Source organism: Hydrogenophaga sp. (assembly GCF_048549895.1).
Classification (GTDB): Bacteria; Pseudomonadota; Gammaproteobacteria; order Burkholderiales; family Burkholderiaceae_C; genus Hydrogenophaga.
In genome coordinates, this window is record NZ_JBLYYB010000202.1 from 76,324 (window position 1) to 90,668 (window position 14,345).

The 14,345-nt window shown below is 65.9% G+C and carries 15 protein-coding genes, 1 other RNA gene and 1 riboswitch; of the genes, 6 read left to right on the forward strand and 10 right to left on the reverse strand.

Features of this window, described 5'->3' with window-relative positions; translation table 11 throughout:
* From bioB to ACN4F8_RS19250, 9 genes are read right to left on the reverse strand one after another with little or no spacing between them, the layout of a single operon-like run.
* Complete coding sequence (gene bioB, locus ACN4F8_RS19210; protein ID WP_419475048.1) at nt 1-996, reverse strand: biotin synthase BioB; 996 nt, start codon at nt 994-996, stop codon at nt 1-3.
* A 39-nt stretch (nt 997-1,035) separates the two neighbouring features.
* Nucleotides 1,036-1,617 carry a cob(I)yrinic acid a,c-diamide adenosyltransferase gene (gene cobO, locus ACN4F8_RS19215; protein WP_419475034.1) on the reverse strand — a complete coding sequence of 194 codons (582 nt, stop codon included), beginning with the start codon at nt 1,615-1,617 and terminating at the stop codon, nt 1,036-1,038.
* A gap of 19 nt (nt 1,618-1,636) precedes the next feature.
* Nucleotides 1,637-2,377 (reverse strand): ABC transporter ATP-binding protein, encoded by a 741-nt coding sequence (locus ACN4F8_RS19220; protein WP_419475049.1) that lies wholly within the window; start codon nt 2,375-2,377, stop codon nt 1,637-1,639.
* A 17-nt stretch (nt 2,378-2,394) separates the two neighbouring features.
* Nucleotides 2,395-3,345 carry a FecCD family ABC transporter permease gene (locus tag ACN4F8_RS19225; protein WP_419475050.1) on the reverse strand — a complete coding sequence of 317 codons (951 nt, stop codon included), beginning with the start codon at nt 3,343-3,345 and terminating at the stop codon, nt 2,395-2,397.
* Between the two features lie 50 nt (nt 3,346-3,395).
* The gene (locus ACN4F8_RS19230) at nt 3,396-4,274 is read right to left on the reverse strand and encodes an ABC transporter substrate-binding protein (RefSeq protein ID WP_419475035.1); all 879 of its coding nucleotides are present in this window, start codon (nt 4,272-4,274) and stop codon (nt 3,396-3,398) included.
* Nucleotides 4,271-4,834: a bifunctional adenosylcobinamide kinase/adenosylcobinamide-phosphate guanylyltransferase gene (locus ACN4F8_RS19235; protein WP_419475036.1), complete on the reverse strand. Its 564-nt coding sequence runs from the start codon at nt 4,832-4,834 to the stop codon at nt 4,271-4,273. Before ACN4F8_RS19235 ends, ACN4F8_RS19230 begins: the two co-directional genes overlap by 4 nt.
* A complete protein-coding gene (locus ACN4F8_RS19240) occupies nt 4,827-5,645 on the reverse strand; it encodes a cobalamin-binding protein (protein WP_419475037.1) in 819 nt (272 codons plus the stop codon). Before ACN4F8_RS19240 ends, ACN4F8_RS19235 begins: the two co-directional genes overlap by 8 nt.
* On the reverse strand, nt 5,642-6,988 hold the full coding sequence (locus tag ACN4F8_RS19245; protein WP_419475038.1) for a cobyrinate a,c-diamide synthase: 1,347 nt from the start codon (nt 6,986-6,988) through the stop codon (nt 5,642-5,644). The genes ACN4F8_RS19240 and ACN4F8_RS19245 overlap by 4 nt, the downstream gene beginning before the upstream one ends.
* 16 nt (nt 6,989-7,004) lie before the next feature.
* Nucleotides 7,005-8,831, reverse strand: coding sequence for a TonB-dependent receptor domain-containing protein (locus ACN4F8_RS19250; protein WP_419475039.1), 1,827 nt, complete (start codon nt 8,829-8,831; stop codon nt 7,005-7,007).
* Nucleotides 8,832-8,909: 78 nt separating this feature from the next.
* Nucleotides 8,910-9,160: riboswitch (cobalamin riboswitch) on the reverse strand.
* Nucleotides 9,161-9,210: 50 nt separating this feature from the next.
* Here ACN4F8_RS19250 and ACN4F8_RS19255 point away from each other — a divergent pair.
* The 4 genes from ACN4F8_RS19255 (at nt 9,211) to ACN4F8_RS19270 (ending at nt 10,942) form a co-directional block, all read left to right on the forward strand.
* The gene (locus ACN4F8_RS19255) at nt 9,211-9,459 is read left to right on the forward strand and encodes a DUF904 domain-containing protein (RefSeq protein WP_419475040.1); all 249 of its coding nucleotides are present in this window, start codon (nt 9,211-9,213) and stop codon (nt 9,457-9,459) included.
* A 35-nt stretch (nt 9,460-9,494) separates the two neighbouring features.
* The gene (locus ACN4F8_RS19260) at nt 9,495-9,854 is read left to right on the forward strand and encodes a cell division protein ZapA (RefSeq protein WP_419475051.1); all 360 of its coding nucleotides are present in this window, start codon (nt 9,495-9,497) and stop codon (nt 9,852-9,854) included.
* A gap of 90 nt (nt 9,855-9,944) precedes the next feature.
* Nucleotides 9,945-10,124, forward strand: a non-coding RNA gene (gene ssrS, locus ACN4F8_RS19265) — 6S RNA.
* Nucleotides 10,125-10,126: 2 nt separating this feature from the next.
* Complete coding sequence (locus ACN4F8_RS19270; protein WP_419475041.1) at nt 10,127-10,942, forward strand: sulfite exporter TauE/SafE family protein; 816 nt, start codon at nt 10,127-10,129, stop codon at nt 10,940-10,942.
* 44 nt (nt 10,943-10,986) lie between these two features.
* Here the strand turns inward: ACN4F8_RS19270 and rraA are convergent, their stop codons facing one another.
* On the reverse strand, nt 10,987-11,487 hold the full coding sequence (rraA, locus tag ACN4F8_RS19275) for a ribonuclease E activity regulator RraA (protein WP_419475042.1): 501 nt from the start codon (nt 11,485-11,487) through the stop codon (nt 10,987-10,989).
* Between the two features lie 270 nt (nt 11,488-11,757).
* On the opposite strand from rraA, the gene ACN4F8_RS19280 reads away from it, so the two are divergent.
* The gene (locus tag ACN4F8_RS19280) at nt 11,758-12,222 is read left to right on the forward strand and encodes an SWIB/MDM2 domain-containing protein (RefSeq protein WP_419475043.1); all 465 of its coding nucleotides are present in this window, start codon (nt 11,758-11,760) and stop codon (nt 12,220-12,222) included.
* A gap of 138 nt (nt 12,223-12,360) precedes the next feature.
* A complete protein-coding gene (locus ACN4F8_RS19285) occupies nt 12,361-14,181 on the forward strand; it encodes an adenylate/guanylate cyclase domain-containing protein (protein WP_419475044.1) in 1,821 nt (606 codons plus the stop codon).
* Nucleotides 14,182-14,345 lie beyond the last annotated feature (164 nt).

The following is a 14,345-nucleotide window of genomic DNA, read 5'->3' on the forward strand; positions in this document are numbered from 1 at the left end:
TCAGGCGCGGCGCGCCTGCATGCCCAGTTTGGCGAGCAGGTTCATGTCGGCCGCCACGTCGGGGTTGCCGGTGGTGAGCAGCTTCTCGCCGTAGAAGATGGAGTTGGCGCCGCCCAGGAAACACAGGGCCTGCACCGCCTCGCTCATTTGCTGACGCCCGGCCGAGAGGCGCACGCGGGCGCGCGGCATGGTGATGCGCGCCACCGCGATGGTGCGCACGAATTCGAGCGGATCCAGGTCGGGCTGGTCGGCCAACGGCGTGCCCTGCACCTTCACCAGGTTGTTGATCGGCACCGACTCGGGGTAGTCGGGCGCGAGGTTGGCGAGCTGGGCCACGAGCGCGGCGCGCTGGCGGCGCGATTCGCCCATGCCCACGATGCCGCCGCAGCAGACTTTGACACCCGCGCCGCGCACGCGCTCCAGCGTGTCCAGGCGGTCCTGGTAGTCGCGCGTGGTGATCACCTCGCCGTAGAAATCGGGCGCGCTGTCCAGGTTGTGGTTGTAGTAGTCCAGGCCGGCGTCGCGCAGGGTCTCGGCGTGGCCATCGCCCAGCATGCCCAGCGTGGCGCAGGCCTCCAGGCCTTCTTCTTTCACGGCGCGCACGAGTTCGGCCACGGCGTCCACGTCGCGGTCTTTCGGCGCGCGCCATGCCGCGCCCATGCAGAAGCGCGTGGCGCCGGCCTGTTTGGCGCGTTGCGCGGCTTCGCGCACGGCGGCCACGCCCATGAGCTTGCCGGCCTCCAAGCCGGTGTCGAAATGCACCGACTGCGGGCAGTAGCCGCAGTCTTCAGGGCAGCCGCCGGTCTTCACCGACAGCAGCGTGGCGAGCTCGACCTCGGTCGGGTCGAAGTGTTCGCGGTGCACGGTCTGCGCGCGGTGCAGCAGTTCGGAAAACGGCAGGTCGAACAGCGCGGCCACGTCGTCGACCGACCAGCGTTCGGTGGTGGCGGGAGCTGCGGAGGGGCGTGGCACGAGGCGCACGGGTTGTTCGTTCAGGGTGGTCGTGGTCATGTTTCTTCTCTTTCGGGAACGGGGTCAGTCTTCAATGCCGCGCTGGGCGGGAATGCCCGCCTTGAACGCGTGTTTCACCAGGGTCATCTCGGTCACGGTGTCGGCCAGCTCGATGATCTCGGGCGGGCAGCGCCGCCCGGTGATGACCACATGCACATGGCGCGGGCGATCGCGCAAGGTCTGCAACACATCATCAAGCGGCAGCCAGCCGTAGATCAGCGGGTAGGTCAGCTCGTCGAGCGTCACCATGAAATGCTCACCCCCGAGGATAGCCGCGCGCGCTTTGAGCCAGCCGTCTCGCGCCAACTGAGCGGAATGCTCCAGGTCCTGGCTCTTCCAGCTGAAGCCGTCACCCAACCCTTCTATGGGCAAACCGAGCTGCTCGAAGATGCGGTGTTCACCAAAACGCGCCGAAGGCACCTTCATGAACTGGAAGATCTTCACCAGCTTGCCGTGCACATGCGTGCGGCCAAACGCGCGCAGCGCAAGCCCGAAGGCGGCCGTGCTTTTGCCCTTGCCATCGCCGGTGTGCACGATGACGAGACCGCGGCGTTCACCCTCGGGCTTCTCGTAGCGTTTGTCGGTGGGGGGTGATTCGATCTGCATCAACAGGCTCCAAAAAAATTCAACGGGGCAGCGCCACCCACTGGTCGCCCAACGGATGGATGGCGATGCGGTGGTCAAAAACGTCTTCCAGCGCCCGGTGGGTCACCGTGTCTTCGCAAGCGCCCTGGTGCACCACGCGGCCTTGCGCCATCACCACCATCTGGTCGGCGTGCAGCGCCATGCCGATCTCGTGCAGCACGCTCACCACCGTCTTGCCCTGCGCCACCAACTCGCGCACCAGCAGCAGCCAGTCGGCCTGGTGCGGTGGGTCCAGGTTGGCCAGGGGTTCGTCCATCAGCAGCACGTCGGCGTCCACCGCGAGCAAGCGGGCCAGCAGCACGCGCTGGCGCTCTCCGCCAGAGAGCGCCCCCAGCGGCCGCTCGCGCCAGTCCCAGGCCTGGGTGGCGCGCAGGGCCTGCTCCACGGCGGCGCGGTCGGCATCCGAGGGCGGGGCCAGCCAGGGTTGGTGCGGCAGGCGTCCGAGCATGGCCACGTCCCACACGCTGAGGTCGTCTGCGCCCTGCTCGCCCTGCCCCAGCCAGGCCAGGCAGCGCGCGCGTTCGCGCCCGCGCCACTGCGCCAGCGGCCGGTCCATCAGCTGCACCTGGCCGCTGTGCGGCAGCAGACCGGCCAGCGCCTTGAGCAGGGTCGACTTGCCCGCGCCGTTGGGCCCGACCACGCTGGTCCAGCGCGAAGCTGCAAAAACCACATCAACGCTGTGCAGCACCGGCGTGCCGCCCAGCTCAACACCGACGCCCATGGCTTGCAAAGCCCGCTTCACAGGCCACTCCCCGGCCGGCGGCGCCGGTGCATCAGCCACAACAGATAGCTTCCACCCAGCACCGCGGTGAGCACGCCCACGGGCAGTTCCTGCGGCGCGATGATCCAGCGCGCCAGCACATCGGCGGCCATCAGCAGCAGGCCGCCCATCAAGGCGCTGAGCACCAGCAGCCGTGCGTGTGTGGTCTTGACGATGGAGCGCACCAGGTGCGGTGAAGCCAGGCCCACAAAGGCGATCAATCCGGTTTGCGCCACGGCCGCGCCGGTGGCCAGCGCCAGCACCGCCACCAGCACACCGCGCACGGCGCCCAGCGGCAGGCCCAGGCTCAGCGCCGTGGCCTCGCCCAGCGCCAGACCGTCGAGCACGCGGCCGAGCGAGGCCGCCACCAGCACGGCCACCAGCAACATGGCCGCCATCACGCCGCACGCCGCCCAGCCCACAAAACCGGTGCTGCCCAGCATGAAGCCCTGCATGGCCTGCAAGGTGTCGGGCGAAGCGATGGTGACCAGATCACGCCCGGCGCCCAGCACCACGCCCACGATCACGCCGGCCAGCAGCAGGCGCAACGTGTGCTGCACGCCCTTGGCCAGGGTCAGCGTGAGCACCACACCGAGCACCGCGCCGGCAAAAGCCGCGCTGGTCAGGCCCAGGCGCACCAGCCACTGCGTGGCAAACGGCGAGGTGCCGAACAGGGCCAACGCCAGGGCCACACCGAGTGCCGCGCCCGAGGCACTGCCCAGCAGATACGGGTCGGCCAACGGGTTGCGGAACAGGCCTTGTGCCACCGCACCGGCCAGCCCGAGCAGACCACCGGCCGCCCAGGCGCCCAGCGTGCGCGGCAGGCGGATGTCCCACAGGATCTGCCAGGCCACCGGATCGGTGTGCGCGTTCAGCACGCTCTCAAAGCCCGTGCTGCCCACGCCGGCGCCCAGCAGCAGCACGGCCATGGCCGCCAGCAACAAGGCGCCGGCGAGCCAGAGGCTGTGGCGCGCTCCGCTCACTTCATGCCCTTTTCCTGAATGCAATGCGCCATCACCCGCGCGGCTTCGGCCATGCGCGGACCGGGACGCACCAGCACATCGGACTCCGCTTCGGTGAACACGCACACCCGCTGTTCGCGCAAGGCTCGCATGCCGCTCCAGCCGGGGCGCTGCGCCATGCCCTGCACATTGCGCGCGCCGATCATGATGAGGTCGGGGTTCGCGCGCACCACGTACTCGGGGTTGATGCGCGGGAACGGACCGAGCTCGGGTGTGACGATGTTCTGCACGCCCAGACGGGCCATCATTTCGCCAATGAACGACTGCGTGCCCGCCGCGTAACCGCCGGCGCTGACCTCGTAGTACACACGCAGCTTGCGCGCGCCGGGCGGCAGCGACTGCGCGGCGGCCGACACACCCGCGTCGATGGCGCGCCAGATGCGGTCGGCGTCCGGCACTTCCAGCAACTGGCCCAACTTGCCCATGACCCGCTGGGCATCGGTGGAGCTTTTGGGCTCCATGGCCAGCACCTTCAGGCCCAACGCTTCGAGCCGCTGCACGCCACGCGACGACGTGGCCATCAGCACCACGTCGGGCCTGAGCGCCACGATGGCTTCGATGTTGGGGTCGATGCCGCCGCCCGCCTTGGGCAGGGCGCGCACGCCAGCCGGGTGGTTGGAATACCGGTCCACGCCCACCAGCCGGTGGCACTGACCGAGCTCGCACACCGTCTCGGTCAGCGAGGGCAAGAGCGAGACGATGCGCTGTGGCGACTGCGGCAGCGACACCACCACGCCGCGGTCGTCGGTCACCTGCAGGCCGGCGGCGTGCAATGCGCCGGCCCAACACAGCATGGCGACGGCACTCAGCCAACGTTTGATGGCGACGTGTTTCATCCAAGTTCCTTCAATGTCAGTGGCAAACCGGCGGCCATCAGCGTGACGCGCGCGCAGACCCCCGCCACCGCCTGGTTCAGACCGCCCAGCGCGTCCACAAAAGCACGCACCTCGCGCCCCATTGGAATCACGCCCAGGCCGATTTCATTGCCCACCAGCACCACCGGGCCTTTGGCCTGTTCGATCGCGCGGCACAGTTCTTTGGTGGGCAGCTCGGCGTCCAGCGGCGCGCCTTGCGCGGGCATGAGCAGATTGGTCAGCCACAGCGTGAGGCAGTCCACGACCACCAGGGTGTGGGACGCGCTGTGCCGCTGCAGCACCTCGGCCAGGGCCAGCGGCTCTTCCACCGTGACCATGCCCGGCACACGCACCATGCGGTCGCGCTGGTGGCGCGCAATGCGCTCGCGCATCTCGTCGTCCCAGGCCTGGCCGGTGGCGATCAGCACCGCGCGGTGCGCCACGGTGGCGTCGAGCCACTGCCGCGCGATCAGCTCGGCGCGGCGCGACTTGCCGCTCTTCTGGCCGCCGAGGATGAATTCACTGCGCGCGATCTCAACCATGCTCGTGCATCCATTGCGTGACGATGCGGTGCATCTGCGCCACGCCGTCGGTGAGCGCGGCCGGACCAGGCTGCAGGATGTCGGCCGACTTGATCTCGAACAGCTGCCCGGTCTTCACCGCGGCCACGTCCTGCCAGCCCGCGCGCGCGGCCACTTTCTCGGGCCGGAACTTCTTGCCGCACCACGAGCCGATGATGATGTCGGGATCGCGGCGCACGATCTCGGCACCGTCGGCAATGATGCGGTGTTTGCCCAGCGACTGCGTGGCCAGCTCGGGAAAACAATCGTCACCCCCCGCGATGCCCAGCAGCTCCGACACCCAACGGATGCAGGAGATGTGTGGCTCGTCCCACTCTTCAAAAAACACACGCGGGCGGCGCTTGCCTTGCGCCTGCAATGCCTTCACCGATTGGCGAATGCCGTCCAGCTGCGTCCGGTTCGCCTCGATCCACGCCAGCCCGGCCTCAGCGCAACCCACCATGGCCGCCACCTGGAACAGCATGGCATGGATCTCGCCCACGCTGCGCTGGTTGAACACCGTCACCTGCACACCCGCACGGATCAACAGCGCCGCGATGTCGGCCTGCAGATCGGAGAAGCCGAACACACAGTCGGGCTGCAGCGCGAGGATCTTGTCGATCTTGGCGCTGAGGAAAGCACTCACCTTGGGCTTCTCTTCGCGCGCCCGGCGTGGGCGCACCGTGTACCCCGAAATGCCGACGATGCGGCTCTCCTGCCCCAGCAGGTAGAGCCACTCGGTGGTTTCTTCGGTGAGGCAGACGATGCGCTGCGGGCCGAGGGCGGTGGTCAATCGGTGCCTCCTGGCAGGAACAGCGACGCGGTGGCCGCCGGGCTGGAGGCAAACCAGGCGTGGAAGTATGTCGCCTGCACGGAACCCGAGCGGAACATGGCTTCGCCCGCACCGCTGGCACCACCGCGCGCGGGCTCGGTGCGTCGCACCGGCTCCAGCGGGGACTCGCAGCGCGAGTAGTGAAATGTGTGGCCGCGCAGTTCGCCCGCCGGGAGCGTGAGCCGCTGCGGCCCGAGCGCGGCCAGGCGTTTCTGCATCGCCACTGTGCCGGGCAACAAGCCCCACATGGCATGGGTCTCGCCGTCCAGCGCCACCAACTGGTCGAACAACAGCATCATGCCGCCGCACTCCGCCCACAGCGGCCGGCCCTCCCGCACGTGTGCGCTCAGGCTGGCGCGGCAAGCGGTGCTGGCCGCCAGCGTGCTGGCGTGCAGCTCGGGGTAACCGCCAGGCAACCAGACTGCGTCGCAAAGTGGCAGTGGCTCGTCGGCCAACGGGGAGAAAAAGACCAGCTCGGCGCCGAGCGCGCGCAGCACATCCAGGTTGGCCGGGTAAATGAAACAGAAGGCCGCATCGCGCGCGACCGCGACGGTCTTGCCCGACAGCGCCTTCGCTGGCACGGGCGGAACCACCGGCGCGTCGAAGCACACCGACCACCGCGCCAGCGCTTCGGCGTCCATCTGCCCCAGCGGCGTGGCCGCCAGGGCGTCGGCCGCGGCGTCGAGCCGGGCCAGCGCGTCAGGAACTTCGGACGCAACCGTGAGACCCAGGTGCCGCTCAGGCAGCGAAAAAGCGGTGTCGCGCATCACAGCGCCCAGAAAGGGCGAGTCCGTGCGCGCGCCCTCGCCCACCAGCGCGTCCTGCAACATCTGCGCATGGCGTTCGCTGGCCACACGGTTGGCCAACACACCGGCCCAGGGCAGCCTGGGCCGGAAGTGCTGCAGGCCAAAGGCCAGCGCGCCGAAGGTGCCCGCCATGGCCGACGCATCGATCACCGCGAGCACCGGCAAACCGAAGCGCTGCGCCAGATCGGCCGCACTCGGTTCACCGTCGAACAAACCCATCACGCCTTCAACAACAATCAGGTCGGCCTCGCCCGCAGCCGTGTGCAGCCTGGCCCGTGCGTCGTCCTCGCCCGTCATCCACAGGTCGAGGTTGTGCACCGGGTGACCGCTTGCGAGCGCGAGCCAGTGCGGGTCGAGAAAGTCGGGCCCGCACTTGAAGGCACGCACGCGCCGCCCGGCCCGCGCGTGCAGCCGCGCCAGCGCAGAGGCCACGGTGGTCTTGCCCTGGCCGGAGGCCGGGGCTGCCACGAGGATGGCGGGGCAAACTGCTGCATTCATCTGCTGTGGCCTGCCGTCAGATGGGCGCCCACTTCAGGCCCACATACACCGTGCGGCCACCCGTGGCGAAGCCGCGCGCGGTCTCGTAGGTCTTGTCACCCAGGTTGTCGACACGTCCCAACAACGACCAGTCTCTGGACAGAGACGTGCTGGCCGTCAGATTAAGCAAGCCGTAGCCTGCCAGACGCCGGGTGTTGGTCACATTGTCGAAACGCTCGCCCACCAGTTGGACTTCAGCGCCCAGCTTCCAACCGCCCACCGGCGCGTCAGCGGTGAGCGTGGCCATCTTCTTCGGACGCCGGGCGAGTTGCTTGTTGGTGGTCAGGTCTTTGGGATTCTGCAGATCCAGCGAAGCACCCAGTGCCACGGCACCCAGACGCGTCGCACCAGCCAGCGTCATCCCGACGTACTGAGCCGATGCCGTATTGCCGTAACAACCGGAAAACGCACCCACACCATTGACGCAGGAACCCGGTCCCGACACATAGGTGATGAGATTGGAGACCTTGTTGCGGTAAGCGATCGCGCTGAAGGTGTCGCCCTGCGCGTTGTCGTACTTGACCCCCACTTCCACGTTGCGGGCTGTTTCAGGCTCGAGGTCAGGCGTGCCGTAAATGCTGAAGCGCTGAAACAAGGTCGGCGCGCGGAAGGCTGTGCCCGCAGACACCAACGCTCGCCATTGCGGCACAAAGGCAAACGCATAGGCGGCGCCGCCTGTGGACTGACCACCAAATTCGCTGTCGTCGTCGTGACGCAAGTTCAACTGCAGGGTGTGTGCGCCGTGTCGAAGCCCATACCCCAGCGCAAGCCCGTTCTGCGAACGTTGGGTGATCACCGGCGTGGTGCTGGCGTTGTTCAGCTTGTCTTCGCGCCGTTCCAGCCCAGCCGTGAACTGGCTTGATCCGAATTTCCATTCGTTGTGCCAGAGGTAGCTGCTGACGGTGGTGTCGGTGACGTACACCGAAGGCGTTGTCTCGTAGCGATCGTTGCTGCGACCCACGCTCAGCCGCGTCTTGTAGGTGTCGCTCCACCGGGCCGACCAGCTGAGGCCAAGCGTCTGCACTTCTTGCAACGCATGGTCATCGCGACCCGGCGTGAACGCGTCGTACCGAGCGTCCTGGTCGCTGTCCAGCAGCGTGGCCTCTATCCGGTGCGCCGGGTTGATCTGCAAGCCCAGGCGCGCGGATGCCGACGTGCTGCGGTAGCCGTCCTTGTCGGGGTTGCCCGTGGGCTGTGCATTGAAGCCGTCGCTGGTTTCCCGGGTGACGGCCAGGGCATAGTCCACCGCTCCAGACGCACCGCTGAGCGCAGCACCCAATTTGCGCGTGCCATGTGTGCCCAGTCCGAACTCGATGGACGGCGCGAACCCGGGCTCTCCCTTGCGCGTGAAAATCTGGATCACGCCACCCAGCGCGTCCGACCCATACACAGCAGCCGCAGGACCGCGCACCACCTCCACGCGATCAATTTGAGACACCGGAAGAGCCTGCCAGGTGGCACCGCCAGTGGACTGCGAGTCCACCCGAACGCCATCCACAAACACCGCCGTGAAACGGGTCTCGGCACCTCTCACATACAGGCTGGTGGTCGACGCGGGACCACCATTGCGAACAAACGAAATGCCGGGCACTCGCGCCAACACATCCGCCAGAGCAGATGCGCCGCTTCGGTCCAGAGTGCCACGGTCAATGACCGTGACATCGGCGACCACATCGGTCAGGGGCTGCTCGACGCGAGTGGCGGTGACCAGCGTCTCTGCCAGGGTTTGAGCGTGCGAAGGGAAAGCGGCCAGAACGGCCAGCGGCAGCGCGGCCAGGGGCGCGCGCAGTTTTTGGATTTTCATGATAAAGAAACAAGAGACAAAGCCCTCACCGCCTTCCCCGACGGTGCCTGAGCGTCACGGCAACGCGCCTGTTGCCAGACGCACCACCACCTTGTTGGCCGGTATCCGGGCTGACAGAACAACCTTCATCGCCTTCCCAGTCGACACGGTGTGTCGTCCAGTGGCTGCTTGATGAAAGCGGAGTGGCCCGATCTGCGTCGGGTCTCTCGTCTGCTTACCGTTGCGGGGGCAGCGCAGGTTAGGTTCGTCCTTGTGGACTTGCCCTCCTGCTTCCCGTTGAACTGCGGCATGTGAACCACACCGCGAGCACCAACGCCGTGCATTCTAAGCCTCGGACACGCATGCCAACCCTACAATGGTTCAACCGAGAGTCCCCACCATGGCCGATCCCAAGCACCTTGACCAGATCACCGAACGTGTCGAACGCCTGCTGTTGCGACACGAAGAACTGCAGCGTACCAACGCTCTGCTGGTCGAGCAGGTGCACACGCTGCAGGCCGAGCGCGACTCGCTCAAATCCCGGCTGATGGCCGCGCGCGCGCGCATCGATGCACTGCTGGAGCGTCTCGCGCCCAGTCAAGCCGATGCAGCCCGCTCGTCGTCTGACACCCACAAGGACCACTCGTGAACAAGCCCGGCAGCAAACAGATCGAGGTTCAGATCATGGGCCAGAGCTACCTGCTCTCGTGCCCACCCGGTGGCGAGTCGTCTTTGCTTGATGCGGTGGAACGTGTGGACACCGCGATGTGCCGCATCCGCGATGCGGGCAAGGTGAAGGCGCGCGACCGCATCGCCGTGCTGGCCTCGCTCAATCTTGCGTTTGAACTCTCGCAAAAAGAGGCCGAGCGTCTGGAGGCCGAGAGCTTCCAGGCATCGTCGTTCGGCCAGGCCGACAACAGCGCATTTGCTGAAGCCGGTGGTGCGTTTGATCACGAGCCACTCGACCCGCACACGCAGGCACGCGTGGACGAACTCATGCGCCGACTGGACCAGACACTCGACAAAGACGGTCGTTTGCTCTGACCTTGTCTCAGCCGGTTTGACACCGCCCGTCACTGCGGCTTCTTTTCTTGTCCCCCAGCCCGCGCAGGCCTCGCGCAGCACCTACAATTTGCTCGTCTGCAGTGCGCGCCGGGCTTTATATTTCCTTGAACCAATGCTCATAGAGCCCGGGCTTGGTACATTGCGTGGCTGGCGTGAGCGTCTCGCGTCAGACGATCCCGAAGCCACGCTGCCCTTGCCCACCTGAACCCCGGTTCAGGATGCCGGTCCGGCGGCACTTGCAGACACCTTTCATGCCCCTCGACCCCCTGTTGATTCTCGAATTGGCCGTGCTCGGCCTGGGTACCGGTTTTCTGGCCGGCTTGTTGGGAATTGGTGGAGGCATGCTCATGGTGCCCTTCATCACCTTCATACTCTCGGCCCGGGGGGTAGAAGCTGATCTTGCGGTCAAGATGGCCATCGCCACCTCCATGGCCACCATCATCTTCACGTCCATCTCCAGCGTGCGTGCGCACCACAAGCGTGGCGCTGTGCGTTGGGACATTGTCAAAGGCCTTGCGCCCGGCATCGTGCTGGGTTCCATGATTGCCAGCTTGGGCGTGTTCGCCTTGCTCAAGGGCAGTTGGCTCGCGTTTTTCTTCGCAGGCTTCGTGAGCTTCTCGGCCACGCAGATGCTGCTGGACAAAAAGCCCAAACCCACCCGCACCATTCCCGGCACACCCGGCTTGCTCGGTGCGGGCGGTGTCATCGGCTTTCTCTCGGGCCTGGTGGGTGCGGGCGGTGGCTTTGTGAGCGTGCCCTTCATGACGTGGTGCAACGTGGCCATCCACAACGCCGTGGCCACCAGCGCGGCGCTGGGTTTTCCGATTGCGCTGGCCAACGCGGTGGGCTACATCGTGGCGGGCCAGAACGTGCAGAACCTGCCCGCGGGCGCGGTGGGCTACATCTACCTGCCTGCGCTGGTGGTGATTGCTTGTGTGAGCGTGTTGATGGCGCCGCTGGGCGTGAAGGCGGCGCACGCACTGCCGGTGAAATCGCTCAAGCGCGTGTTTGCGGGTCTGCTCTACATGCTGGCGGCGTACATGCTCTACAAAGGTTTGACCGCCTAGGGTAAAGCCCCCTCGCTCCGCCTTGGGGCGGCCCGGCGGCGGATCTACAGCGCTCGGTCGGCCACCACGATGCCATCTTCATCGGCATAGAGCCAATCACCCGGCCGCACCCAGACACCCTGAATCTGCACCGCCACATCGCGCTGGCCTTCGTTGCGTTTTTCGGTGGGCAGCGGCATGGCGGCGAGCGCGCGGATGCCGGTGTTGCTGGCGGCCAGTTCGGCCACGTCGCGCACACAGCCGTCGATCACCACACCTGCCCAGCCGTTGGCTGCTGCGGCCGCGGCGAGGTTGCCTCCCAGCAGCGCGCGGCGCAACGAACCGCCTCCGTCAACGACCAGCACGCGGCCCTCACCCGCGCTGTCCACTGCAGCCTTGACCAACGAGTTGTCTTCGAAGCATTTCACCGTGACCACCGGCCCACAAAAACGCCGCACCGCGCCGAAGTCGCGCAACACCGGTGGCAGCACGCGAAAAGCGCCAGAGGTCTCGTTCTTGTGGTCATCGCACAGATCACAAGTGGAAAAAGAAGCTGGGGTGGTCATGGCATTTCCTGATGAAGAGTGAGGTGCGCACAGCGAAGAAAACAGCGCCGCATTTGAGCAGATGCGCCTGCAGCCCGCACCGCGCTTGGCTCTGGCCCCATCGAAGTGTTGTTTTCCCCGCCAAAAAGCCGCTTTCCTCCTCTGAAAACGACGAAAAAACCCCGTCGCCCTCCTTGGATTGCACAGGCATCTCCATTAGCATCCGAGACACCAGTATGAAAGCGCGTTTTCTGCTGGGAAACAAGTCAACTTCTAGAAGGAAATTCAACCATGGCAACTGCGAAAAAAGCTCCCGCTAAAAAAGCGGCTCCGGCCAAGAAGGCTGCTGCTCCGGCAAAGAAGGCCGCTCCGGCCAAGAAAGCTGCGGCACCTGCCAAGAAGGCTGCTCCTGCAAAGAAAGCTGCCCCGGCCAAAAAAGCCGCTCCAGCCAAGAAAGCCGCTCCAGCCAAAAAGGCCCCGGCCAAGAAAGCCGCTCCAGCCAAGAAGCGCACGCCCAACGCCGCGTTCATGAAAGCGCTGACCCCCAGCGCCGCCCTGGCCGCCATCGTGGGTGCAAGCCCCCTGCCCCGCACCGAAGTCACCAAGAAGATCTGGGACTACATCAAGAAGAACAAGCTGCAGGACTCGGTGAACCGTCGCATGATCAATGCCGACGCCAAGCTCAAGGAAATCTTCAAGAAGGCCCAGGCCTCGATGTTCGAGATGACCAAGCTGGTCAACGACCACCTCAAGTGATCGCCGCTTTCGCACCCTCCCGGGTGTGACGCTCCCCTCAAAGCCGACGCCAGTCGGCTTTGCTGTTTTTGGCTCACAGGCTGGCAGCAATCGGGGTCAGCTGTGAGAAACTGCGGTTTACTGCATACCCCCACCGGCATGACCAGCAGCCCCCTTTCACCCTCCCCAGAACCGGCCGCCGACGGGTGTGTTCCACCGCTTCCCCAGCAACGCCACAAGGTGGTGCTGGTGATCGATCTCGTGGAATCCGTGCGTTTGATGGCTGCCAACGAAGCTGCGGTGGTGAACCAGTGGCGAGGCTTCGTGCACCACGCCACCACCGTCGTGCTGCCGGCTTGCAGAGGTCGCATGGTCAAGAGCCTGGGTGACGGCATGCTGGTGGAATTTGACCAGCCAACCGATGCGGTGCGTGCTGCGCTCACGTTGCACAAGCACTTCACACCGCTCAACGAAACCCTCCCCGATGCGCGCCAGTTGCATCTGCGGGCAGGGATCAACGCCACCCACCTCTACGCCGACGACAAGGATGTGTACGGTCACGGCGTCAACCTCGCCGCGAGGGTGTCCGAGCTTGCGGCACCGGGTGAGACGATCATCACGTCCAGCGTGTTCGATGGGATCGTGGTGGGCATGGACGCGGAGGTTGAAGACCGCGGCGACAGCTATCTCAAGCATTGGCCAGAACCGGTGAGAACCTGGGCTGTGTTCCCCGTGACCGGAAGATCGTCAACCCTGCGCGCCCTGGTGCCGGAGGGTTCTGCGCTCGACTTTCGCCCGTCGATTGCCGTGGTGCCCTTCGAGACACGCAGTCACATGGCCGAGCAGTTCGTCATCGGGGAACTGATCGCAGACGGCGTGATTGCGCAGCTCTCGCGCAGCCCAGACCTGCGCGTCATCTCGCGCCTGTCCACCACCGCATTTCGCAACCGCCCCTCTTCCGCTGCGCAGATCGGCGAATGCCTGGAAGCCACCTTTGTGCTGGGCGGCAGCTACGTGACCCACGGTGACAAGGTCGTGATCATGGCCGAGCTCACCGACAACCGCCGCACGGAAGTGATCTGGGCAGATCGCCTGACCGGCGACGTGCGGGACCTGATGGAGGTTCAGAGCGTCCTGCTTGAAGCGCTGTGCGCTGCCTGCGCCAAAGCCACCCTCAACGACGTGGTGCAGCGAACGCTGGTGCTGCCCCTGCCCCAGCTCGACAGCAATGCGCTGATGCTGGGCGGCATCACCTTGATGCACCGATCGACACCACGCGATCTGCACCGCAGCCGGCAGTTGCTCGAAGCCGTGGCCGAGCGCCACAAGCGCGTGGCTTCGCCCTGGGCCTGGCTGGCCAAATGGCACATCATGCAGGTGGTGCAAGGCATGTCCTCCGAACCTGCGAAGGACTTTCAGCGCGCGATCGACACCGCTGATCGCGCGCTCGAACTGGAGCCCAACAGTTCGCTGGCCATGGCCATCAAGGGCCACGCCATGTGCCATCTGGGCGACAACGTGGCCGCCTCCAGGAGCCTGCTACAAGAGGCGACCCAGAACAACCCGAACGATCCGATCGCGTGGTTGTACTGCGGCTTCTGGTCGTGCATGTGGGGAGATTCTGGCGACGCCGTGAACGAGTCGGAGACCGCCCTGCAGTTGTCACCCATCGATCCCCAACGTTTCTATTTCGAGATGCTGCTGGCCAACAGCTATCTCGCGTCGGGACATCTGGCGCAGTGCATCGCCATGAGCAGCGCATCGCTCAAGCAGAACCGTTTTCATCCGCCCACCTTGCGCACGCTGATGACGGCGCAGTACGAATCCGGGCAAGAGGCAGACGCGCGCAAAACCTTTGACTGGTTGCGCTCGATCCAGCCGCGCCTCACGCTCTCCGAATACCTGAAGTACGGCAAACCCAACCCGCAGCGAAAACGCATCGCCAGCGTGTTCACGGCGCTCGGCCTGCCCGAGAGCTGATCACCGAACCGATTCATCAACCACCCAGCAGGGAGCGAGCATGTCGTATTTCAGTGGAGCCAGTGGAGCCAGCGGTGCGTCCGGGGCCAGTGGGGCCAGCGGCGCGAGCGGAGCCAGTGGTGCATCAGGGGCCAGTGGCGCAAGCGGGGCCAGCGCGGGGTTCA

Bases quoted from the DNA above. Each gene is read 5' to 3' on its own strand.
- ACN4F8_RS19270 (WP_419475041.1), top strand. From the start codon at position 10,127: ATGCCCCTCGACCCCCTGTTGATTCTCGAATTGGCCGTGCTCGGCCTG.
- ACN4F8_RS19250 (WP_419475039.1), bottom strand. From the start codon at position 8,831: ATGAAAATCCAAAAACTGCGCGCGCCCCTGGCCGCGCTGCCGCTGGCC.
- ACN4F8_RS19235 (WP_419475036.1), bottom strand. From the start codon at position 4,834: ATGGTTGAGATCGCGCGCAGTGAATTCATCCTCGGCGGCCAGAAGAGC.
- ACN4F8_RS19285 (WP_419475044.1), top strand. From the start codon at position 12,361: ATGACCAGCAGCCCCCTTTCACCCTCCCCAGAACCGGCCGCCGACGGG.
- cobO (WP_419475034.1), bottom strand. From the start codon at position 1,617: ATGCAGATCGAATCACCCCCCACCGACAAACGCTACGAGAAGCCCGAG.
- ACN4F8_RS19280 (WP_419475043.1), top strand. From the start codon at position 11,758: ATGGCAACTGCGAAAAAAGCTCCCGCTAAAAAAGCGGCTCCGGCCAAG.
- ACN4F8_RS19260 (WP_419475051.1), top strand. From the start codon at position 9,495: ATGGGCCAGAGCTACCTGCTCTCGTGCCCACCCGGTGGCGAGTCGTCT.
- ACN4F8_RS19220 (WP_419475049.1), bottom strand. From the start codon at position 2,377: ATGGGCGTCGGTGTTGAGCTGGGCGGCACGCCGGTGCTGCACAGCGTT.
- ACN4F8_RS19225 (WP_419475050.1), bottom strand. From the start codon at position 3,345: ATGGCCGTGCTGCTGCTGGGCGCCGGCGTGGGCAGCACGGGCTTTGAG.
- ACN4F8_RS19245 (WP_419475038.1), bottom strand. From the start codon at position 6,988: ATGAATGCAGCAGTTTGCCCCGCCATCCTCGTGGCAGCCCCGGCCTCC.
- ACN4F8_RS19255 (WP_419475040.1), top strand. From the start codon at position 9,211: ATGGCCGATCCCAAGCACCTTGACCAGATCACCGAACGTGTCGAACGC.
- ACN4F8_RS19230 (WP_419475035.1), bottom strand. From the start codon at position 4,274: ATGAAACACGTCGCCATCAAACGTTGGCTGAGTGCCGTCGCCATGCTG.
- rraA (WP_419475042.1), bottom strand. From the start codon at position 11,487: ATGACCACCCCAGCTTCTTTTTCCACTTGTGATCTGTGCGATGACCAC.